This is a genomic window from Paraburkholderia sp. FW306-02-B (genome assembly GCF_058782725.1).
The window spans coordinates 1,812,172-1,834,675 of the sequence record NZ_JBYSXZ010000001.1 but is presented as its reverse complement, the minus strand read 5'-3'; the positions used below and the strand labels follow the sequence as shown (position 1 = coordinate 1,834,675).

Here is a 22,504-nt window from a genome sequence, read left to right as displayed (position 1 = left end):
CTACGAAAATCGCGATTCCCGGCTATCGCGACAACATCCACTCGTGAGCAGGATCGTTCTTGAAGTGCCACGCGCGCTTCGGCCCGGCCATCACGTTCAGGTAATAGCCGTCGTAGCCATGCGGCATCACCACCGGGTGATAGCCGCGCGGCACCATAACCACGTCGTGATCCTCGACTGCCAGCGCTTCGTCGATGTCTCGCGCGTCGGTATAGACACGCTGGAAGGCGAAGCCTTGCGGCGGATTGAGGCGGTGGTAATAGGTTTCTTCCAGATAGCTTTCCACCGGTATGTCGTCGACATCGTGCTTGTGCGGCGGATAGCTCGATGCGTGCCCTGCGGGCGTCAGTACTTCGACTACCAGCAGTGACTCCGCAGGCTCGGTTTGAGGAAGGATGTCGCAGACATACCGCGTATTCGATCCGCTGCCGCGCACCGAACGGGCAATCGTATCCGGCTCGATCAGGCGAGCTTCGTACCGCCCTTCGGCCGGCGCGCTAGCCAGTGCGATTTCGGCATCGTCGTGCGCGTCGATCGACACTGCGGTACGGGGTGGCACGTAGACCGCATAGGGCGAGCGCGCCTCGAAGACGCTGCGGCGCGCGCCGATTTCGCGCCATGCCTGATCTGGCGTAAGGACGCTGACCACGCCCGTGAGCACAACCACACACACCTCGGTCGCGCCGGTATTGAACGTCATGTGCTCGCCACGCGTGAGGCGTTGAGCGGCAAATCCAACATGACGCCAGCCGGCGCTATCAGGCGTAACCGTGACAATCTCGCACCCCGCGGGCTTTCCTTTGACGAGCAGGCTCATGCGGCCCCCAGCTGCGGGGCTATGCGATCGACCAACGCACGCAGATGCCGATAGCCACTTTGCGCGTATGCATAGCTCGGCGCCACTGCCGGGTCCTGTTCGGCTTCGACGACAAGCCAACCACGATAACTGTGATCACGCAGTTTCCTGATCAGAGGCGCGAAGTCGATTGCTCCGTCGCCTGGCACCGTGAAGGCACCGTTGATCACAGCATCGAGGAAACTCCATTGACGGTTGCGCGCGATCTCGACAATGTCCGGCCGAACGTCCTTGAAATGAACATGGCAAACGCGCGCAATATGCCGGGTGAGCATATCCATGGGCGTAGCGCTGCTGTATGTCGTCTTGCTGCCACCGAATGCTGCATGACCGCTATCAAACAGCAAGCCGACTTCGTCGCAGGTGAGCGCCATCAGACGGTCGACATCTTCCGGCGTTTCCACATAGGCGCCCATGTGGTGGTGATACGCGAGGCGCACACCGTGCGAGAGCGTGTACCGCGCCACTGTGTTCAACCGGTCGGCGTAGCGACGCCATTGCTCGTCGGTATAAAAACGCGGTCGTTTGAAGAGCGGGACATTGCGTTCGCCCTGGACCGAGCCGGCGACCTCCCCATAGACCATCACCTTCGCGCCGCCTTGCGCCAGCAGCGCGAGATGCGGACCGAGCGCCGTAATTTCCTCATCGGCAGAACGCTCGGCAAGGCGTCCCGAATACCAGCCCGACACCAGTTCGAGATGATGACGCGACAGCACCTCGCGCAACGCGCGCGGTTCGCGTGGAAACTTGTTGCCGAGTTCGAAACCCTGATACCCGATTTCCCGGCCCTCGGTAAGCGCAGTCTCAAGCGGCGTCTCGCGACCGAGCGAAGGCAGATCGTCGTTGAACCACGAGATCGGGTTGATGCCAATTTTTACGTCGAAGGAGTTCGTCATAGTGGGCTCTTTTGCTGTTGCTTGTTCTGTTCATAATCCGCGCGCGCCGCCCGCACCTCTTCGCGAGCCGACACTTCGGGTACCGCAACTTCCCACCAGCAGCCGCCTTCAGCCGTCGTGCGAGCGGGGTCCGTGTCGATACAGATCACATAGGTACGATCAGAATCGCGTGCACGCTCGAGCGCGGTTTCGAGTTCGGCAAGGTTCGCCACGTGTTCGGCGCGCGCGCCGAGGGAAGCGGCATGGCCAGCAAAGTCGATCCGTGGCGCGCCGAGCGGCCCCTGAACGCAGTCGTCCAGAAGATTGTTGAACGGTGCGCTGCCGCACGCCTGTTGCAGACGATTGATACAACCATAGCCGCGGTTATCGAGTACGACGATGATGAGCTTCGCGCCGAGCATCACCGACGTGGCGATTTCGCTATTCATCATCAGATAGCTGCCGTCGCCGACCATTACGATCACTTCTCGATCCGGCTGCGCCAGCTTGACACCCAGACCGCCCGCGATCTCGTAGCCCATGCACGAGTAGCCGTACTCCATGTGATACCCGCCCGGCCGCGCGGTGCGCCAGAGCTTGTGCAACTCCGCGGGCAAGGTGCCTGCCGCGCAAACGACGATATCGTGCGACGGCGAATCCGCATGTGAACGCTGTACCGCGCCGATCACATTGCCGTCGTACGGCAATTGGTCCGGCACGAGTTCACGCCGGCCGGTGATCTCGCTGACCGTTGCGCGCCAGCTATCGGCGGCTGCGCGCGCCCTGTCCTGCCACGCCACGCTGCTTCGCCACGCGTCTTTCACTTCAGGCGTTGCGGCGGACAATCCGCGTGACAGCGCATCGAGCGCGAGCCGCGCATCCGCAAGCAGTTCTACACCGCGCGCCTTGCCCGCATCGAACGCATTGACGTTGATCGTCACGACGCGCGCTTGCCCGAACAGCGAATGCGACCCCGTGGTGAAGTCCTGCAAGCGCGTACCGATGGCGATCACGACGTCCGCTTCCCGAGCGAGGGCATTGGCGGCCGGTGAGCCAGTGACGCCGACGGAGCCCAGTTGCAACGGGTGATCCCAGCCCAACGCGCCTTTTCCGGCGTGCGTTTCACACACGGGCACGCCGTGCCGCTCACAAAACGCGCGCAGCGCGGCACTGGCCCGGCCGTACAGCACGCCGCCGCCGGCCACGATCAACGGACGCTGCGCGGTGCGTATCGCCGCGGCTGCCGTGGCCAGTTGATCCTGCTCTGGCGATGGCGCACGAAAACTCACCATGGCAGGCTCGAAGAATTCGACCGGATAGTCGTACGCATGCGTCTGCACGTCCTGCGGCAGCGCCAGCGTGACCGGACCACACAAGGCCGGATCCGTCAGCACGCGCACCGCCCGCGGCAGCGCGCCCAGCAATTGCTCCGGCGCGACGATCCGGTCGAAATAGCGCGACACGGGTTTCAGGCAATCGTTGGCGGAGACCGTCCCGTCGTGAAAGTCTTCGATCTGCTGCAGCACCGGATCAGGCGCGCGTGACACGAAAGTATCGCCAGGCAACAGCAATACCGGCAACCGGTTCACGTGGGCAAGCGCTGCAGCGGTGACCAGATTGGTGGCGCCAGGACCAATCGACGACGTACAAGCCATCATCCGGCGTCGCATGTGCGCCTTCGCGTAAGCGATCGCAGCGTGAGCCATGGCCTGCTCGTTATGCGCGCGCAGGGTGGGCAACGCGTTACGCTGCTGATACAGCGCTTCGCCGAGTCCCGCGACGTTGCCATGTCCGAAGATCGCAAATACCCCGCCAAACAGCGGCACCGGCGCGGCGCGCTCATCATCGGCCGGGGCACGCAACGCGGCCAGATACCTGACGAGCGCCTGAGCGGTAGTAAGCCGAACGGTGCGCGTCATGCCGCTTGCTCCTGGCGCGTGGCGTGCGCGACAGGGTTGCGGGATGACCGCCACAGGTAGATCAACGTCTCGAAGTTGCTGCGCACCTGGTCGATCAGCATTCGATCGTCGATCTCGCCAGCGAGCCATGCCCGGCCCGGTTCATGAAAAATCGTGCGGCCCACGGTAAACCCGCGGCACGTCGTGCTCGAGCATGCCGCCTCGAAGCCTTCAGCCAGCTTCACAATCGGCGCATTCAAGCCTAGTAGCACGACGCCACGGCAATATGGATCACGTTCCTCGATCAGCGCATCGATGTCGCGCCACGCGTCTGCGCTCATCGGCTCGAGCTTCCACCAGTCCGGATAAATGCCAAGGTTATAGAGGCGCTTGAGTGCCCGATGCACGGTGTCCTGCGCCTGTGGACGATCCTTCGGCGGAATGACTTCGAGCAGCAGTTCGTGACCGCTTGCCTGCGTCGCGTCATAGAGCGCACGGAGCTGGCTTTCCTGCTCCAGCCGATGCAGCGGCTCATCGTCCGGATGATATTGAACCAGGCATTTGACGATATGTTCGCTGGGCCAGCTGGCGAGCGCCGTACCGATCGAGCGCCCATGTTCGAATTCCAGCGGAGTCGATCCCGGCAACTCGACGGGGCGGCCGACCCACCACCCGCGACCCGTTGCCGCGTTCAGGGCATCCTGTCCATAGCGATCGTCGATCAGCACCGCGATCTTGCCTGCGTAGTCTCCGGCTGTTTCTGTTTCTGCGACCGCCTGCACGAAAAGCTGCTTGAGCGTCGCGATGCGCGCCTCATCGACACCTGCCCGCTGCGCCATCTCGAAGAACTGGTTGCGATGATCGAACGCGAAACCGAGCACTTCATCCCAGCGCTTGCGCGGCACGCTCACCCGATGTAAACGCGCAAGTGCCGCGTCCTGGTCGGGACGGCGCAAATGGGCTGCGTTGGCAAGGAAATAATCCAGTTCGGCGGGCGTCGGCATGGCCGGTGCGCACGCATGGCGCGATACGACGAGCGCGCCACAGGCGTTCGCATAGGCGCAGCACGTTGCGTAATCAGCGCCGGTCAACCATCCTTTGAGAAAGCCGGAGATAAACGCATCACCCGCGCCGAGTACATTGAGGACTTCGACTTCAACGCCCCGAAAATGCCGGTCTCCATCGAGGTCCGCCGGAATCTCGCCGTCGATCACCGTGCAGCCCAAGGGTCCGCGCTTGACAACCAGGGTTGCCGTGCTCACGGCGCGCACCGACCGCAGTGCCTGTAGCAGATCTTCGGCACCGCCGGCAATGCAGAACTCCTCCTCCGTACCGACGATCAGATCAAACTTCGGCAAGATGCCACGCAGATGCGCGCTTACGCTGCCGTCGGCGATAAAACGCGTCTCGCCGTCCGCCTTGCCCGTCAGCCCCCACAACACCGGCCGATAGTCGATGTCGAGCACAGTGCGCACACCGTTGCGTCGGGCGTAGCCGAGCGCCGTCATGCTCGCGCGATGCACCCCTTCGGTCGAAAAATGCGTGCCGGTAATCAGCAGCGCCTTGCTGGAAGCAATGAACGCTTCGTCGAAATCCATCTCATCAAGCGCCATGTCCGCGCAGTTTTCGCGGTGAAACACGAGCGGGAATGTACTGCGATCTTTCAAACCGAGCAGCACGAGCGCGGTCAGCCGCTCCATGTCGGTCTTCACGTGGCTGACGTCGCAGCCTTCCTGAGCCAACGCGTCGACGAGGAAGCGGCCCATGTGGTCGTTGCCGACGCGCGAGAGCATGGCCGACTTCAATCCGAGGCGAGCGCAGCCGAACGCGATGTTGGCCGACGAGCCGCCCAGATACCGCGAGAAGCTGGTGACGTCTTCAAGCCGCGCGCCGATTTGCTGCGCATAGAGATCAACGGCGAGACGGCCCAGACAGATGATGTCCAATGGCCGGTCTGCAGCGAAAGAGATAGATTGGGTCATAAACGATTGAACCGAGATAGATGGCGGATGGATAGCGTTGCTTAGCGGGCGCGCCGCTTGCGGTATTGGTCGGCGATCACCGCGGCGACGATGATCATTCCCTTGACGATTTCCTGGATGTACGAATCGATCCCGAGAAAGGTGAAACCGCTCGAAATCACGCCAAGGATCAACGCGCCGATCACCGCGCCCGTGATCCGGCCCACGCCGCCGGCGAGACTGGTGCCGCCGATCACGGCCGCGGCAATTGCGTCGAGTTCATACGACATGCCCATGCCGGACTGGCTTGTCTGTGCACGCGCCGAGACGACCACGCCGGCCAGCCCCGTCAGCAGCCCGGCAATCGTGTAGACGGCCACCAGATTGCGCCCGACGCTAATGCCCGACACGCGCGCCGCCTGCACATTGCCGCCGATCGCATACAGGCATTTACCGAAACGCGTATAGCGCAGCACGATGTGGAAGACGAGCGCAGCCAGCAGAAAGATCGCCACCGGCTTCGCGCCGCTGCCGATTGCCGAGTAAGCATCAGTGAACATGCTGATGGGCTGGCCGTGCGTGTAGTAGCGCGCGAGTCCACGCGCCGACACCATCATGCCGAGCGTGACGATGAAAGGCGGCACACCGGTGCGCACGATCAACGTACCGTTGATCAGGCCGCAAATGCCGCCCGTCAGCACACCCACCGCAACCGGCACGAGCACAGGCAGATCGACGAGTCCGGGAAACACCGTGCGCCCGAAACCCGAGGTCTGCGCGAGGCTGCCTGCAATCATTGCGGACAGCGCAACCACCGATCCGGAAGACAGATCGATGCCACCTGCAATGATGATCATCGTGACGCCGACAGCGATCAGCCCAATTTCGGATACGCGCAGCACCATGATCAGCAGGCCCTGCGGGTTATAGAGGAACGACTGGCCGCGCTCGATCCAACCGAGCGCTTCGAAGACCAGCGCGATACCGAGCAGCACGAGCAGAATGCTGGTCTCCTGCGGTAAGCGCCAGTTACGTGGAGCAGGACGCTGAATTTCCGGGGTGAGGATGGCTGAGTTACGCATAGTTGTCTCCTGTGTCGATCGGAGTTAGCGCTTCAGCGCTTACTCCGATCCCATGCAAAGCTGTCGATCGGAGTTAGCGCTTCAGCGCTTACTCCGATCCCATGCAAAGCTGTCGATCGGAGTTAGCGCTTCAGCGCTTACTCCGGTCCCATGCAAAGCTGTCGATCGGAGTTAGCGCTTCAGCGCTTACTCCGGTCCCATGCAAAGCTGTCGATCGGAGTTGGCGCTTCAGCGCTTACTCCGGTCCCATGCAAGATAGTTGTTGCCGTTACCGCAAATTCAGGCTGCTCGCCGGAAGCGAGCGCCATGATGCTTTCCTGCGTGGCGCTAGCACGGGGCAGAACACCGCTGACGGTGCGCTCGTGCATCACCACGATCCGGTCGCTCATCCCCATCACTTCGGGCAGTTCAGACGAGATCATGATGATCGCGACCCCCTCCCTTGCGAGCTGCGTGATCAGCGTATGGATCTCCGCCTTCGCGCCGACGTCGACGCCGCGCGTCGGTTCATCGAGGATCAGGATCCTGGGTTTGTTCAGCAGCCAACGCGCGAGCAACACTTTCTGCTGGTTGCCGCCGCTCAGGTTCTCGATGATTTCGTGCAGTCCGGGGGTCTTGACCTTGAGTCGACGGCACATATCGGCGCATGCGACGTTGACGCGCTTCTGTCGAACGAAACCCAGCGCGCAATTGCGGCGCAACGCCGAAATCTCCATGTTTTCGCCGACGGAAAGCTGCAGGAAAAGCCCGGTGCTTTTACGATCCTCAGTGAGAAACGCGACGCCCGCAGCGATCGCCTGTTGCGGAGAGCGAATCGTCCGGCGTTTGCCATCGAACAGCAATTCGCCTTCGTCCGCCGGATAGATGCCGAAGACCGACTCCATCACCTCCGTGCGCCCTGAACCCATCAGACCAGCCACGCCGAGAATCTCGCCGTAGCGAAGGTCGAAGCTGACATTCGAGAACGTGCCGCGGCGGCCGAGGTTGCGTACGGCCAGCGCCACTTCACCGATCTCAACCTCCATCTTGGGAAAAACCTGCGTGAGTTCACGGCCTACCATCGCCGCAATCAGCGATTGCTTGTCGAACTCTTTCGCCGTGCGCGTCACGATATGGTGGCCGTCGCGGAAGATCGAGATATCGTCGGCGATCTGAAACACCTCATCCATTTTGTGCGTGATGTAGATGATCGCCTTGCCTTGCGCTTTCAACTCGCTGATGATCCGGAACAGATGCTCGACTTCCTTGTCGGTGATCGCCGAGGTCGGTTCGTCCATGATCAGCAGATCGGAGTCGAAGGACACCGCCTTGGCGATTTCCACCATCTGGCGGTTCGCAATGCTCAGGTCGCCGAGTAACACCTGCGGGTCGATCTCGATGCCGAGTTGCGCGAACAGTTCGCCGGTGCGCCGGTTCAGCGCGCGATGGTCGATCAGGCCCAGCAGATTGCGCGGTTCGCGGCCGATCCAGATGTTCTCCGCCACCGTCATGTAGGGCAGCAGATTCAGCTCCTGGTGAATCATCGCGATACCGCGGTCGAGCGCGTCGCGCGGCGACTTCAACGCAATCGGTTTGCCTTTGAAATGCAGCGAGCCGTCGTCGGGAAAATAGACGCCCGCGATGATTTTCATCATCGTCGACTTGCCCGCGCCGTTTTCGCCCATCAGCGCATGCACCCGGCCGGCGTGGATGTCGATCGACACGTCGTCGAGCGCGATCACACCGGGAAAGGCTTTGCGAATCTTGCGCGCGGCGAAGATCGGCTCGTGAGCCGCCGACGCAGCGACGTGTTGCGACCGAGCGGCCTGCGCGCTCATGAAGAGATCTGACATAGTGGCACTCCCTCTGTGGATGAAACGGGGCGCGCACGGCGCCGCCCCGAGGTCATGCGGGCTATTTGTTCAGAAAGCTCTTGTAGTTGTCCGGTGTGACGAGTTGATAAGGAATCCAGTCTTCTTTTGGCACGCTCTTGTCGCCGCCTGCCACCTTGATCGCGGTATCGACCGCGGCCTTGCCCTGCCCTCGCGCGTCCTGGAACACGGTGACGGCAAGATCGCCCTTGGCCATCGCGTTCAACGCTTCCTTGGTCGCATCGACCCCGCCGACCAGCACGCTCTTCGGCGAGACGCCAGCCTGCTTCATCGCAATCAATGCGCCGAGCGCCATCTCGTCGTTATTCGCGGCGATCGCATCGAACTTCTTGCCGGAGCTCAGCCACTGGCTCATCAGGTTGATGCCTTGGCTACGGTCGAAGTTCGCTGTCTGCTCCTCAGCGATCTTGATGCCAGGATTCTTTGCGACGATATCCTTCACGCCGCGTGTACGGTCCCGCGTTGCATCGGTCGACAGCTCACCGAGCATGATAGCGATATTGCCCTTGCCCTTGAGTTGCTTCGCGAGGTAATCCATTTGCAGGTGCCCGGCTACGAGACTGTCCGAGCCGACAAAATAGGCGCCGTTCCCCATTGGTTCATCCGGCTTGCGATTGACGTAGACGATCGGGATACCGGCCTTGCGCGCCGTATCGGTCATTCGCTTGGTTGCCGCCGCGTCGGCGGGATTGACGATAATCGCCGCGACCCGCTGCGACACGAAGCTCTCGACCTGGCTGACCTGCCGACCTACGTCGCCTTGCGCATCCTCGAAGTCAAGGTTGATGTCTTTGTGGGCTTTACCTTCGGTCGCCATTGCGTCGCGCACCGAGGTCAGGAAGTTATCGTCGAAGTGCGCCATCGAAACGCCAATCGTCGTACTTGCCATTGCGGAAATCGGCAGCACTGCCGCGAACGACAACGCGAGCAGGGATCGGGTAAAAAATTTCATTGACATGTCTCCTATCAGTTGATGGAACCCGCGCGGCCTATCGGTCTGATGCCAAGGTCCACGCGGCAAACTTTCATGCGGCGTTCACGTTCTCTATCTATTTCTATGCGTGACCTGAAAGCGGTTGCTACGCGGCCTTGCGCACCTGAGCCGACTCGACGCTCGCGCGGATGTAAGCGATGCTGTCGCGCAAGCGGCTTTCGATGTCGTCAGCGCCGGCAATTTCCTCGGCGAACGGCTCGAACGACACATGACCGCGATAACCCCGCGCAAACAAAGTGTTCAGCTGACGGATGTTGCCGAGCCGATCGGCCGCACCGACCAGCACACGGTGCCCGTCGCGCATCTGGTCAACGGGCAGGCCGCCATCTTCGACGCCAGAAATGTGGACCAGACCCGTGAGGTCCGGAAAAAAAATGTCTTCGCCCGACAGGTGATGATGAAACGTGTCGTGCACCAACCGGAAATGGTGCTCGCCTGCCGCATCGTAAATGGCCTTGACCGCATCGGATTTACGGCGCACGGCGCATTCCTCGAAGCCGAGTGGTTCGATCAGACCGAGCAGTCCGTGATCGTCGAGGATCGGCTTAAGTTGCCTGAGCGCATTAACCAGATCGGCGTGACGCTCGCTTGCCGTGCGTTGATCCTGCCGGCTGTTAGTCGGGCACAGGACAATCGCGCGAGCGCCGCAGTCAGCGGCATAGCGCGACAATGCCAGTGCTTCCTTCGAGCGAGTCGCATCGAAGCGATCAAAGCGCTGCAGCGCGTTGATCGACAGGATCGTCAGACCCGCTGCCACGCTAAGCGCCTTGATATCACCGGCAGGCGTGCCGTCGTTGATCTCGACGCCTTCGAGGTCGTTGCGGATCTCGATCGCATCAACCGCGAGGCGCTGGCAAAGTGCAGCATATTCGGCAAACGCCAGCCGCGGTGCACTCATGCGATTCAGGGAAAATTGCAGCGCGTCGTCACTCGTCAATGTCATCTGTGTCTCCAGTTATAGCGAACGAATGGGTTGTCTTTCAGGTTCATGCCGTTATGGCGGTCTGTCCGGCGGTCTGCTCCAGCCATGTGTTGCGCAGCCATGCTGCGCATGCAACGTTATTCTCGAAGATCGAATACCTCGTACCGCCGCCGTAGTCGGCAAACGGGATGAACTCGCAGCTGATGTGCTGCGGTGTGGAAACTCCACCTTGTGCGCGTGCGTTGAGCAGATGCCGTACGGCGTTCTTCCACGGCAGGAGCGCGGCCTCATCCCAGCTACCGTCCCATTGATCCGCAGCGGGACGCACGAACGGATATTGAATGCCGCGGCCAGGTCTGCCGTCCGGACGACGCATGCGGGAATTGCGCGGATTGTTCGGTATGACACTGCGCGCGTGGGCGTGATGAACCCAGCCGCGCGCGATCCACTGTTTGAAGATCGCGTCAGGTGAATCGGGATCGAGCACGATCTCGCCGGCCTCGACCAACGCACGGATCTTCGATGCATCGAGCTCTTCGTCATTGCCGATCTTGAAGATCAGATGCGAATGATCGAGCGTTAGGTGCAGTGCGATGCCGTCGCGCGCCAACAGTTCGCCAACCCGGCTAACCCGGCCGAAATCTTCGTTCCACATATCAACGTGCACTTCGACGCTCGGCAGACAGCCAACCGGGACGGCCCACTCGCATGCCTGCACGTAGAACCTCGCGACCTCGGCATCGGTGAGACGATGCCCGTCGGCATGATTCGCGTAGAGCTGGCAATTCAGCACCTTCGAGCCGAAGCGCGGCGCCCACTCGATCACGTGCCGCAGATGCCCTTCGTCGCGGCCCGCACAAAAGATCCCGCCGATCACGCGAACCGGTAACGCGTAGCGCTCACTCAACTCCACGTACCGCGCAAGTGCTACGCCTTCGGGCGGATTCATCTCGACATAGTCGAACACGCCCGCGTCGGCGATCATCCGGAATTGCGTCTCGGCATCGACGGGCGGCATGTCATCGCGGTGCAGTACACCGTCGATATTGACGCCGATGTGAAGAGTGGGGTTCATGGTTTCTTTGTAATGGAGCGATGAGTCCTGCTCAGACCGCTTCGGCGACCAGCAGCGACTTGAGCTTCACTGACGGATCCGCGAGCTCTTCGGCGGAGAGTCGCGCATTGCGGCCGATCAGCATTTGCGCAATCCGGATATCGCGGCCGACTGCCCGGCCCACGCCGCTTGCTGCGATCAACAATCCGTCCGCAGACAGATGGAACAGCAACAGCGCATCGACCGTTTCGCGCACGACGGTCCCATGACCGAATGCAGGAAGCCCCGCAATCTGAATCGACAACTCATACTGATCGGACCAGAACCACGGCACTTCGCGGTAACGAAGGGTTTCGCCGAGCATGTTGCGCGCGGCAATGCGGCCTTGATCTTCAGCGTTCTTCCAGCATTCGAGGCGCACACGGCAGCCATATAAAGGATGCGGAAACGAGCAGGCATCGCCCGCGGCAAAGATGTCGGGATCGCTGGTGCACAGATGGTCGTCGACCACAATACCGTCCGCGACGTCGAGTCCCGCTGCCTGCGCTAACGCCGTACGGGGCGTGGCGCCGATGCCGACTACAACCGTGTCGCAACGGATGACTTCTCCGTCGGCGAGACGGATCTCTTCAGCGACACTAGCCCCCGCGATGGCAGTCAACTGCGCATCAAAGCGGAACTGCACACCGGCGTCGCGGTGCCGCGCTTCGATACGTGCAGCGATTTCCTGCGGCACAGCGCGCATCAGCAGACGCTCGCCGGCTTCGATGACCGTGACACTGCATCCAGCAGCGACAGCACTTGCCGCCACTTCGAGCCCGATAAAGCCTCCGCCGATGATCGCAACACGTTGTCCGTGATGGAGCCGTGTGGCGAGATCGCGGGCATCGTCGACAGTGCGCAGTGTGACCACGCCAGGCAGTTCCGACCCATGCACGCTCAACGTTCTGGGCGACGCGCCAGTCGCGATCAGCAGCCGGCTATAGCCAATGCGCTCGCCGTTATCGAGGAGAACTGTGCGGGCCGCACGATCGATTTCGAGCGCACTAGCTGCACGCTTCAGGTCGATTGCATGATCGGCAAAGAAGGTCTCGCCGAAGAGCGCGCAATCATCGGGTGATTTTTCCTTGAGCAGCACCGCCTTGGAGAGCGGCGGCCGGTCGTAGGGTGCATGCGGTTCGTTGGCGATGAGCGTAATCGGCCCATCAAAACCCGCCTCGCGCAATTCGGCGCTGGCGCGGGCGCCAGCCAGGCCGGCTCCGACGATGAGCATGTGTGCGTCGCTTGCCATGATCACTCCGCCGTCGGTACGCCGATCAGGACCGCATCGCCTTCGATGCGCACCGGATGCGTTTTCAGCTGTTGACAGACCGGCGCGCAAAGCGGCTTGCCGCTTGCAATATCAAAGCGCCCCTGATGCCGCGGACATTCAATCGCGTTACCCAGTACGAAGCCGTCCGCAAGATGGGCTTTCTCATGCGTACACCAGCCGTCCGATGCGTAGAACTTGCCGTCGACACGATAGACGGCGAAGGTCGCATCGCCATGATCGAAACGCACGACGTCTTCTTCATCGATGTCGCCGGTCTGGCAAGCGACGACCCATTCGCGTTGATCTACCATTTCAGATACTCCCTGTTCCGGACGTTTGTCAGGTTGCCGAGCGCATCGGCTCACGATGCGGCACGTGGCGACGAATAAAGTGAGCGCGATCGCGTCTCTGACGGATCAAGGTCGGAATCATCTCCTTGTAGACCGACCAGAGGCCCGGATACGCGGGTGGCGTCTCCGCCTTGATCGCTTCGTGCAGTTTCGGCAGCGCGTGATACGGCACCATCGGCAGCAGGTGATGTTCAATGTGGTACTGCATGTTCATGTAGAGGAACGCGAACACCGGGTTGATGTAGACCGTGCGCGTATTGAGCCGATGGTCGGCAACGTTCATGGCCATGCCGGCGTGTTGCGTGAGGCCGAGCGTCTGGTGGAACCAGCCACAGTAAAAGCGCGGCGTCCACACGAACATCAGCGGCAAAACGCTTTGGATCACAACGCACCAGCCGATTACCGCCGCTATGACGGCGACGTAGAGGCGGCTGATCCAGATCATTTTGCGGCGCTCCATCGCCGGCACAAAGTCCGCGACTTCCGGACTGATCGACCCGCATGCATGGCGCACGGTCTTGACGATCTCGGTGGTGCCGCCAATCAGATAGAAGAAATCCAGCAGGATCGTGACGAGTTGCGGCGGGCGGCAAACCTGAATCTCGGGGTCGCGGCCGACCATGATCGTATGCGTGTGATGCCGCGCGTGACTCCAGCGCCAGAGCGTCGCTTCGCGGATCGTCATGAACGAGCAAAGCTGGTAGAAGGCCTGGTTCATCCACGGCGTCTTGAACGGCGTGCCGTGCGCAAGTTCATGCCAACGTGCGTCGCTCGAACAATAGATCGTGCCGTAGACGAAAAACGCCGGAATCGCCCACCACGTCCCCCACGCATAGAATGCCGCCGCCCCCGATGCGAGCAACAACGCGATCCATAGGCTGAAGTTCTTCAGGCCCTCGGCGTCGCTGCGCTTCATCAGTTGCTTGAGGGTCTGGCGTGGGATGTCGGGGCGATACCAGTTCTCTTCGGACTGTGCGGCGGATGCATCACGCCCGGTGACACCGGTGTTTGCGAGGCTGCCGGTGCATGGCATGTTCAGAGGTGAGTTCGACACCTGCGTCTCCTTTCTTTTCAGATCGGCTTCTCCCGGCTGCCCCGAAGGTCACGAGCGCGGCGAAGCGATGACTGCAAGATAAGAGACCGCCGTCCTCCTCTCAACGAAAAGATTGACGTTTTTTCGTCAATCCCCTAGCGTTAAAAAAGGCACGGAATAATGCTGCACCGCGTCATTACCGCGAGCGCCAGACAGAACAGAACAAAACAGACAAGCGAACCGGAGACAACGACATGACCGACGCCCCCCCGCCGTCACGGCGCAAGCGCACGGCGCGCTTTATCGAAATCGCGGCGGCGGCGGGCGTGAGTCCGGCCACAGTCGACCGGGTCCTCAATGAACGCGGCAGCGTGTCGGCTGCGACCCGCGCGCGCGTGGTGGCAGCGGCCCGGCAGCTCGCCGTGCCGCGCGTCCTGCCGGATACGCGGCACGGACTGATGCATGTGGACGTGCTCCTGCCGCAAAACAGCACGCCTTTCTTTGGCCGTCTGAATCTCGCCCTGCAACGCTCGATGCAGATGCTGGACAAGCGGGTCGTCATGCACCGGTCGATCCTTCCTGAAGCCGATGACGACGTGATTACCGACGCCATCCTTCATCCGCGCTACAAGCGATCGGGTTTGATCGTGACGACTCACGACACGCCGCGCGTGCGCGATGCATTACGCACCGTGATCGAACGCGGCGAACCGGTCGTCACGATGGTTACCGACGTCCGCGATGTGGGGCGCCTGCATTACGCGGGCATCGACAACCTGTGTGCCGGGCGCACTGCGGGCTACTTCGTCGGCCGGCTTGCAAGACGTTCCGGACGGGTGCTGCTGCTGTGCAGCCGCAAGGACTATCGCGCACATATCGACCGGATCGGCGGTTGCCGGGCGCAGCTTGCTGAATCCTTTCCTGAACTCGTCTGCGATAGCGCGGAGGTGGAAACCGAAGATGACCCGGACAGATGTTATCGCGCCGTTGTCAGCGCACTGAAACGGGGCGATCTGGTCGGCATCTACAGCAGCGGGTATGGCTCGCCCGGTATCGAAGCCGCGTTGCGCAAGTTCGGCGCGACCGGGCAAGTGGTATGGGTCAGCCATGAAATGCTGGACTTGCATCGCCAATATATCGAGGAAAAGACGATGGATATCGCCATCGACCAGGACCCGGATGGGCAGGTTATATCCGCGCTGCAGCACATGCTGCATGCGTGCGGAGTGGTCGAGGACGCTCCCCCGCCTGGACCGGTGGAATTCCGGATATTCTGTCCGGCGAATGTGAGGCAGATGCCATACCTGCCCTCACAGTCCGATTAAAAGCGATATCCTGCAACAGAAGCGCCGCGACAAGGCTGCAGCGAAGCGGTTTTTCAAGCACGCGCTTGCCTCGTTTGCTGAGGCACCGCGCAGGATCGTGACCGGCCAGCTGCGCAGCTATCCGGCGGCGAAAGCAGAGATTCCCGCACTGGCTCACGTCAAGCACGTCTTCGTCAAAGCCAGCGCACGGATCAATAACCGGGCTGAAAACAGTCATCCGCCGACGCGCGAACGCGAGCGACGCATCCCACTCTATTATGTTTTGCGTCTCTAACCCCCTGTATAGATTGACGTTTTAAAACTCTACGCAACCGTATACCGTCACTTATACCGTCATGGCGGGGGCACTAGATTTGATGCACAAACCGTCGGTGTAGAACGCGGCAGTGCGGGTTCCTCAGGACGCCCCTGACGCGATACTTTTAAGCGATCTACGAAAATTCGCCCAAACAATTTTGTCAAATTATACTACCTCAACACATTTTGTAGATGCGGAAAGTACTTGCAAGCGGGAGTTTTCGCATCTACAATAAATCGAATGGAAATTACATTCGATCCCGCCAAAGACGCCAGCAATATCCGCAAGCACGGCGTGTCTCTCGTCCTCGCAAGCGAGATCGACTGGTCCGAGGTGATGGCACGACCCGACAACCGCCGAGACTATTTCGAGCTGCGCGAGATCGGCTACACCGTAATTCATGATCGCCTGTACTGCGTGGTATTTACGCAGCGCGGCGAGACCATGCACATTATCAGCCTGCGCAAGGCAAACCGCAGAGAGGTCCGTGATGTTCAAGAATCGTAAGCTCATCCCGCCGACGCCGGAAGAAGACACGGCAATCAATCGCGGCATCGCCGCCGACCCTGACACGTATGAACTGAGCGCGCGTGAAATCGCCGAATTGAAGCCACTCGGCGCGACCCGGCGCATGGGTCGGCCCCCGAAGGAAAACCCTAAAGAACAGGTCAGCGTCCGCTATGACGCTGACGTGCTTGAGGCGTTCCGCGCGACTGGCGAAGGCTGGCAGACCCGCATGAACGACGCCTTGCGCACCTACCTGAAGGAGCATCCGCTCAAAGCCGCGTGAACTGGACTAACGAGGATTTTGATAATCATATAGCCGGTCTGCTTCCTGTCGAGCAGAAACCACCGAAGTAGTGTCAATGACTCTGGTGCAAATCTGAGGAGAGGGAGGGTTACGCTCGAGTTTTGACGAGCGCGAGCACGCAATGAGCGCTGGCGGCCGTTCTACCGACCGCTCGCCGCGACCATCCAGCGCCAGGCGATGGTGATCCTCAACGTGATGTCCGCGTGGCTTGTCAAGGCCGGCTATCTGGCCGGCAATCCGCTGTCGCTGTCACGGCAGCACGCGCGGCGCGCGAAACTTCGGATCACCCGCTACCTCCAGCCGGACCTATGGCGGGAGGTCAACCTCAGTTCATCGACACGATGCCCCGCGAGACCGACCGGCAACGGGCACACTACTTCCGCGCGCGCTGGCTGTTCACCCTGGTGTATCCGGGTGGGTTGCGGATCCCCGAGGTCAGCGCCAACACGATGGGGCGGTTTTTTGCGCGCCGCGACGCGGACGGTCACGAGCGCTGGTGGCTGGAAGTGCTCGGCAAGGGCGACAAGGAAAGGCTGGTCTCTGCCACGAACGCGATGGCGGCGGCACATTCTTGATATATTCGTCCGGTGCAGCAAAGATGCTATTTCACTGCCTTGCAAAAGTGGCGAGCGCAGTTTCAACCCACTGGAAGCCAATATGCTCTTGCTCAAGCCGCAAATTTTTACGAAGCCGGTTATCACGCAGGTCGTTGAACAGCGCTTGCTCCGCATCGTCGAGCCGCGGCAAGTCGCGGAGCACCTGGTCATGCTCCTCGCCCCATTGAGCTTCGTGGGCTATCAACGTCGCCCGGTCCATCAGGAAAGACTCAACGTGGTCGAAGCGGCTGCGCAACTGGTCGAGGATTGCGAAGCCATGAGTGTCGATATCTCCCCAGTAGTGGATGCTGCAGCGGGAAAGCCATACCGCTTTTGACAACGCGTCCCATCCATAGCCTGCACCGAAGACGACAATCGTATCGGCTAGAGGCGGGAATGCGAGGAAGTTTGTCTCGTTCTCAGTGATGAAAACCTGGCGGATCGGCACGGCCAGCGCAGCAAAGCTGTCTGCATCGACTGCGATATCGGGGAGCGCAGGGCCGGGAAGCATGGGCAACTGCGCGTCGAGCACGCGAAACCGGATACGGGCAGGCTTGTCGAGGAAGCCGTAGCGGGCCGCGAATTGCGCGCCCCCGTTTCTTTCTACCGCGACGGCCTCCGGCGGAAGTGCGAGATCGAGCCATTCTGCCAGCACACCGCGCCAGTTTTCGATGAACTTGCTGTGCACGCCGGCAATGTCCACTTGTCTCAGGTAAATGCCGGGACGCGGATGCCGTACGATCCAGCCGACCACCGCCAGTAAACGCTCACATTCGTCAGCTAACTCAAGCGCCTGCAGCGGACGCCGGCGAAACCATACCAGCAGCGCCGGCTGCCGCGAGCCCACGAGGGCGAGCAACCGGCCGAAATGCGCCGCGTCGCCACGTTTGCCGATCATCGCCAGCGCACTGTCCAGCTCGTCGATCCAGACCGCCTGCGGCACGCGCTGAACACCCAGGACACGATGATTGAACTCGCGCCATTCGATCCGGATCTGCGCGACAGCGACAAGCTCAGCAATCCATTCACGCACGGCCTGGAAACATTCGGTGAGTTCGGCCGAAGCCGGTCCCTTCAGGACAAGTCGCAGCGGGAACGCACAGCCGGACCGCAGGCCAACCTTCGCTTCTTCGCGAGCGATAAGCGCGGCATTCGGCGCCGCATCGGCGCTGGCACTAACCATGCTGCGCAACAGCTCACCCCGCTCCCACAAGCGGCGCACCTGCGCTTTCAGGTCGCCGGCGGTCGTCCAGCTCACGTCGAGCCCTCCGCCTTGCGCGCAAGATGCTCCTCGATCGACAGATTGCGCAGCTTCGAAGCACGCCCCTCATCGTTGTGCACGAAGCCGACGCTGGAAACGAACGGCTCGATGATATGGATCTTCTGCAGCGGCGTGACGATCAGCAGTTGCAGATTGAGCTGCCTGAACAACTTGAGCCCGTATTGCGCGGACTCGTCCGAGCCGCGTCCGAACGCTTCGTCGATGACCACGAACCGGAACGAGCGAGACCGTACCGCGCCCCATTCCAGACCGAACTGATACGCGAGGCTGGCCGCGAGAATCGTGTAGGCCAGCTTTTCCTTCTGCCCACCCGACTTACCGCCCGAATCCGAATAGTGCTCGTATTCCGTGTCATCTTCGCGCCAGCGCTCGCTTGCGGCAAACAGGAACCAGTTGCGCACGTCGGTGACCTTCGTAGTCCACCGGCGGTCCTGATCCGACAGCCCTTCGCGGCCGCGAAACCGGTCGATAATCGCCTTGACCTGCAGAAACTTGGCTTCCGAATACTGCGCATCGTCCGAACCGGTCAGCGTACCCTCCGTGCAGGCTCGCAGCTCCGCCTGGAAATCGCGGATGTCTGCGTCGGGGCTCGCCTGAGATTCCAGCACGATATAACGACCTGGGTCGTAGTCGATTTGAGCCAGCGATTCATTGATGCGGGCAATGCGCTCCTTGATCGTTTCGCGTTCCCGCGCCAGTTGCCCGTTGAAGTTGGCAATCTCGTTGATCGTGTTGATGTTCAATAGCTCCTTGAAGCGAGCCTCGAAGCGCGGAAGATCGTCGGTATTCAGGCGAGCCAGCAGCTCGCGATACTCGAACGCGGCTTCGAGGCTGGCGTCGAAGTCGGCCGTGTCGAGCTTGTATGCGTCCTTGAACGTCGACATGCTCTTGATGATGCGCTCGGTGAGGCGATCCAGGCGCTTGGCCTCAGCGTCCATATGTGCCTGCAACGCGTCACGCAGTTCGCGTTCACGGTTCTCGCATGACTCGACAGAGAGCTGATGCTCGCCCAGAATCTGCGCGCGCAGCACGTCTAGCCGCTCGCGGATATCGTGGGCAATCTCGGTCAGCCATGCCGCGGTTTGCTCCCGCAATGCATCGGCCGCTTCGCGTCTGGCGTCGATACCGCCCAACTCCCTGTTGACGTCCGATAATGCCTTCTCGCTGTCCTTCAGCGCCGCCTGCACCGACTCGAGTTGCGCGGCCAGTTCCAGCAGCGCATTGCTGGCAGCCTCCAGACGCGCTTTCTCATCCTGCAGGCGAGCGATCGTGGCTGAGCAGCTCTGCCAATCCAGCTCACGAAAATCGTTGAACTCATTGAGCGCCGCCAACACCTCCAGCTGCCGCCGCAGCCTGGTCTGATCGCCCTGCGCTTTGGCGATCTGGCTAGCAATGCCGCTAAGGCGCATCTCGAGCGCACGCAGTTGCCCTTCCAGCGCAGCGATCTTGGCGGCGTTGCTCCAGCCGAGGACGTAGCGGCTGCGGTCGTCGAGGCGGTGGCGGTCGTCTTTTTCATGGCGTTCGCCGGGCGCCTTCACCTGCCCTGTGCGAGTCAGCGCACGGGACTCGCGACGAAACTGCTCCTGCGTCGCGCAGCACGCGTAATCGAAGCGCTGTGCCAGCGCCCGCTCCAGCCAGCCGTAAAACGGCGAATCCGGTTTGATTGCGACGTTACGCACCAGCGAATCGCGATGCAGCTCGGCGATGTCCTGGTCGCGCGTGGGTCGCACGCGGAAATAGACGAGCCGTCCCGCGAGATGCGTGCGATCCACCCACGCGGCGACATCGGAATAGTGCACATCGGGCACGAGAAGCGAGAGGCCAAAGTTATGCAGCACCCGCTCGATCGCGCCTTCCCATTCGCGCGACTCTTCGCGCACCTGGATCAGTTCACCGGCGAACGGCATGCTGTCTTCGTCGAGACCGAGTGCCGCGCACAACGCTGCACGCATTGCGACCTGCTCCTTGGGAATATTGCTGCGTCGCGCCTTCAGGCTCGCGACTTCCCCGTCAAGCACGTCATGTTCGCGCTTGCCCTCGCGCAGTGACACGCCCCACTCGGTGATCTGGTTCTGCAGATCGGCTTCCCGCTGACTCACGCCCTCGCGCAGATCGGCCACCCGCTGCCGCTGCGCGACGAAGGCAGGCTCGTCGGCTGCAGCGGTTTCACCAATCGCAGCAAGCAATTGCGCATGACGTTCGGCGCGCTGCTGGCGTCGATTGCGCTCGCGTTCCTCGTCGCGGATAGCGGCAGCAAGCTGCTCCAGCCGGTCACCGCCTTGCTCGGCAATCGCACGCTTGAGGCGATCGGCTTGCGTTCGCTCCTGGTCGCACTGCTCGATGCGCCGCTCCTTCTGCGCGGCAAGGCGCGCATGATCTTCGGCGAGCAACTGCAAGCGCCGATCCAGCAGGCCCAGCTTCAATTCGGCGAAGTACGGCTTCAGCGCATCGCGGCACACGCGCGAAGCCTCCTGTTCCGCCGCCAGCGCGCCGTGCTGGTCGCAGTCCACCACCAGGGGCTTCAGCAGTTCCACCTGACGCTTTGCCTTGAGCACCGCCTCGTGCGCGCGATTCAGATCGTCGAAGTGTGAGATCAGCGCGGCAATGCGAGGCGCGACGTCGAACGGCTCGAGCATGTGGCTACGCACGAAATCGGTCAGGTTACCGACCGACTTCATCGACACCGTCTGATGAAACAGCTCGAGCGCCTGCTCATTGTCGATGCCGAAGCGCCGGCGAAACCACGCGCCATATTTCAGAAAGGTGTCTTCGATTTGCGCGCCCAGGCCGCGCAGCTTTTTGCGCAATTGCGCGATATCGGAGCCGAAGTGGACGAAATCCGTCGCTATCGACAAATTCCGCTCAGCGCCCACGTAAAAGCGCTCGGGTTGACTCTGCGCCTCTTTCATCCAGAAGACCTGCGCGAGCGAGATCGTCTGGTCATACCCGGCGTTGTGGAACACGCCGAGGATCACCGAGTAGCTGTTGCGGTCCCGCAAGGAAACGGGCCTGGCTGTACCGGTCACCTCGTTGCGCTCGGACTTGTAATGCCCGAGTACGTACGAGCGCAGCGTCCGTTCCTTACTGTCCGCACCTGCCGCCTTGTTGTAGGCGATGCGCTGGGAGGGGACCAGCAGCGTCGTAATGGCATCGACCAGCGTCGACTTGCCCGAGCCGATGTCGCCCGTGAGCAGACCGTTCTTGCCGTCCAACTGAAGCGCCCATACGCGCCCGTCGAATGTGCCCCAGTTAAAAACTTCCAGGCGGGTCAGGCGAAAGCCAGAGAGCGTGTCGTCGGCGAGAAAATCCAGCTCCAGCAATTGTGGAATCACCTCGTTCGGCTCATTCATCGACATCACCTCCCGGCCCTGCCGTCGTGCCCGCCAGTTGCGCCTGGTACGCGGCGAGACGGGTGTCGAAGTCCGATAGCCATTGCGCGTCGACGAACGCCTTCAGGATGCGCCGCACCTCGAAACTGGACGGGCCGCCGGTGACCTTCAACCGGCGCAGGAAGCCCAGCTCGACGATCTTGTTGATGTGCGTCTCGATCTGATCGATCAGCTTCGCTTCATTGCTGCTGTCCGGAAGGAAGACCCTTACCAGCTCGACGATGTCGTCGCGCGACAGGACCAAGCGCGTATCGCCGCCGCCGGCATCGAATTCGGCAAGCTTCTTGCGCAGCAATGCCAGCAGCAAGCTGACCGGAAAAGAGATCGGCCGACGCGCGATCAAACGCGGCGGCCTTGGCGCTGCGTCCTCTTCGGCTTGCTCTGGACGACTGCGCAGGAACGCGTAGCCTTCGGCCTCGTCCAGCACCAGTTCCAGGCCCAATACTGACACATAGTCCCGTACGCGCGCCTGCAGGTCGAGCAACGCGCCCCACAGGCGTTCGTCACCCTCGCGATAGATCACGCCTTTGAGCAGCGTGATCGCCAGTGTCGACAGATCGGCGTTCGCGGCCGCCGCTTGCAGTTCGTCTTCCAT

General features: G+C 61.4%; 18 protein-coding genes and 2 pseudogenes. 5 read left to right on the top strand and 15 right to left on the bottom strand.

Annotated features, from left to right (window positions below; translation table 11 throughout):
- Window positions 1-22 precede the first annotated feature (22 nt).
- The 12 genes from iolB to AC3WOG_RS08030 form a co-directional block, all read right to left on the bottom strand.
- Window positions 23-817 (bottom strand): 5-deoxy-glucuronate isomerase, encoded by a 795-nt coding sequence (gene iolB / locus AC3WOG_RS08085; RefSeq protein ID WP_492577487.1) that lies wholly within the window; start codon window positions 815-817, stop codon window positions 23-25.
- Window positions 814-1,752, bottom strand: coding sequence for a myo-inosose-2 dehydratase (gene iolE, locus AC3WOG_RS08080; RefSeq protein WP_492577486.1), 939 nt, complete (start codon window positions 1,750-1,752; stop codon window positions 814-816). The genes iolB and iolE overlap by 4 nt, the downstream gene beginning before the upstream one ends.
- A complete protein-coding gene (gene iolD / locus AC3WOG_RS08075) occupies window positions 1,749-3,650 on the bottom strand; it encodes a 3D-(3,5/4)-trihydroxycyclohexane-1,2-dione acylhydrolase (decyclizing) (RefSeq protein WP_492577485.1) in 1,902 nt (633 codons plus the stop codon). The genes iolE and iolD overlap by 4 nt, the downstream gene beginning before the upstream one ends.
- A complete protein-coding gene (locus tag AC3WOG_RS08070; protein ID WP_492577484.1) occupies window positions 3,647-5,611 on the bottom strand; it encodes a bifunctional 5-dehydro-2-deoxygluconokinase/5-dehydro-2-deoxyphosphogluconate aldolase in 1,965 nt (654 codons plus the stop codon). Before AC3WOG_RS08070 ends, iolD begins: the two co-directional genes overlap by 4 nt.
- A gap of 41 nt (window positions 5,612-5,652) precedes the next feature.
- Window positions 5,653-6,672 (bottom strand): ABC transporter permease, encoded by a 1,020-nt coding sequence (locus AC3WOG_RS08065; RefSeq protein ID WP_492577483.1) that lies wholly within the window; start codon window positions 6,670-6,672, stop codon window positions 5,653-5,655.
- Window positions 6,673-6,851: 179 nt separating this feature from the next.
- A complete protein-coding gene (locus tag AC3WOG_RS08060; RefSeq protein ID WP_492577482.1) occupies window positions 6,852-8,504 on the bottom strand; it encodes a sugar ABC transporter ATP-binding protein in 1,653 nt (550 codons plus the stop codon).
- 61 nt (window positions 8,505-8,565) lie between these two features.
- Window positions 8,566-9,495, bottom strand: a complete 930-nt coding sequence (locus AC3WOG_RS08055; RefSeq protein WP_492577481.1) for a sugar ABC transporter substrate-binding protein — start codon at window positions 9,493-9,495, stop codon at window positions 8,566-8,568.
- Window positions 9,496-9,622: 127 nt separating this feature from the next.
- Entirely contained in the window at window positions 9,623-10,480 is an 858-nt protein-coding gene (locus AC3WOG_RS08050; RefSeq protein ID WP_492577480.1) for a TIM barrel protein, read from the bottom strand.
- A 43-nt stretch (window positions 10,481-10,523) separates the two neighbouring features.
- On the bottom strand, window positions 10,524-11,534 hold the full coding sequence (locus AC3WOG_RS08045; RefSeq protein WP_492577479.1) for a xylose isomerase: 1,011 nt from the start codon (window positions 11,532-11,534) through the stop codon (window positions 10,524-10,526).
- A 31-nt stretch (window positions 11,535-11,565) separates the two neighbouring features.
- Window positions 11,566-12,804, bottom strand: coding sequence for an NAD(P)/FAD-dependent oxidoreductase (locus AC3WOG_RS08040; RefSeq protein ID WP_492577478.1), 1,239 nt, complete (start codon window positions 12,802-12,804; stop codon window positions 11,566-11,568).
- A gap of 2 nt (window positions 12,805-12,806) precedes the next feature.
- Window positions 12,807-13,136: a non-heme iron oxygenase ferredoxin subunit gene (locus tag AC3WOG_RS08035; protein ID WP_154559627.1), complete on the bottom strand. Its 330-nt coding sequence runs from the start codon at window positions 13,134-13,136 to the stop codon at window positions 12,807-12,809.
- A gap of 28 nt (window positions 13,137-13,164) precedes the next feature.
- Window positions 13,165-14,229: a fatty acid desaturase gene (locus AC3WOG_RS08030; RefSeq protein WP_492577477.1), complete on the bottom strand. Its 1,065-nt coding sequence runs from the start codon at window positions 14,227-14,229 to the stop codon at window positions 13,165-13,167.
- A 233-nt stretch (window positions 14,230-14,462) separates the two neighbouring features.
- Here AC3WOG_RS08030 and AC3WOG_RS08025 point away from each other — a divergent pair, with 233 nt between their 5' ends.
- From AC3WOG_RS08025 to AC3WOG_RS08005, 5 genes and pseudogenes are all read left to right on the top strand, one after another.
- The gene (locus AC3WOG_RS08025; RefSeq protein WP_492577476.1) at window positions 14,463-15,533 is read left to right on the top strand and encodes a LacI family DNA-binding transcriptional regulator; all 1,071 of its coding nucleotides are present in this window, start codon (window positions 14,463-14,465) and stop codon (window positions 15,531-15,533) included.
- A 4-nt stretch (window positions 15,534-15,537) separates the two neighbouring features.
- A pseudogene (locus tag AC3WOG_RS08020) lies at window positions 15,538-15,780 on the top strand (DDE-type integrase/transposase/recombinase); the annotation flags it as partial.
- A 291-nt stretch (window positions 15,781-16,071) separates the two neighbouring features.
- Window positions 16,072-16,338: a BrnT family toxin gene (locus tag AC3WOG_RS08015; protein WP_492577475.1), complete on the top strand. Its 267-nt coding sequence runs from the start codon at window positions 16,072-16,074 to the stop codon at window positions 16,336-16,338.
- Window positions 16,322-16,621: a BrnA antitoxin family protein gene (locus tag AC3WOG_RS08010; RefSeq protein ID WP_492577474.1), complete on the top strand. Its 300-nt coding sequence runs from the start codon at window positions 16,322-16,324 to the stop codon at window positions 16,619-16,621. The genes AC3WOG_RS08015 and AC3WOG_RS08010 overlap by 17 nt, the downstream gene beginning before the upstream one ends.
- A gap of 147 nt (window positions 16,622-16,768) precedes the next feature.
- Window positions 16,769-17,199 (top strand): annotated as a pseudogene (locus tag AC3WOG_RS08005) (tyrosine-type recombinase/integrase); the annotation flags it as partial.
- Window positions 17,200-17,248: 49 nt separating this feature from the next.
- On the opposite strand, the gene AC3WOG_RS08000 reads toward AC3WOG_RS08005, so the two are convergent.
- Genes AC3WOG_RS08000 through AC3WOG_RS07990 form a run of 3 tightly spaced genes read right to left on the bottom strand, consistent with a single transcriptional unit; the run spans window position 17,249 to window position 22,504 of the window.
- Complete coding sequence (locus AC3WOG_RS08000; RefSeq protein WP_492577473.1) at window positions 17,249-18,496, bottom strand: Wadjet anti-phage system protein JetD domain-containing protein; 1,248 nt, start codon at window positions 18,494-18,496, stop codon at window positions 17,249-17,251.
- On the bottom strand, window positions 18,493-21,876 hold the full coding sequence (locus AC3WOG_RS07995; RefSeq protein WP_492577472.1) for an ATP-binding protein: 3,384 nt from the start codon (window positions 21,874-21,876) through the stop codon (window positions 18,493-18,495). Before AC3WOG_RS07995 ends, AC3WOG_RS08000 begins: the two co-directional genes overlap by 4 nt.
- Window positions 21,863-22,504, bottom strand: coding sequence for a DUF4194 domain-containing protein (locus tag AC3WOG_RS07990; protein WP_492577471.1), 642 nt, complete (start codon window positions 22,502-22,504; stop codon window positions 21,863-21,865). The genes AC3WOG_RS07995 and AC3WOG_RS07990 overlap by 14 nt, the downstream gene beginning before the upstream one ends.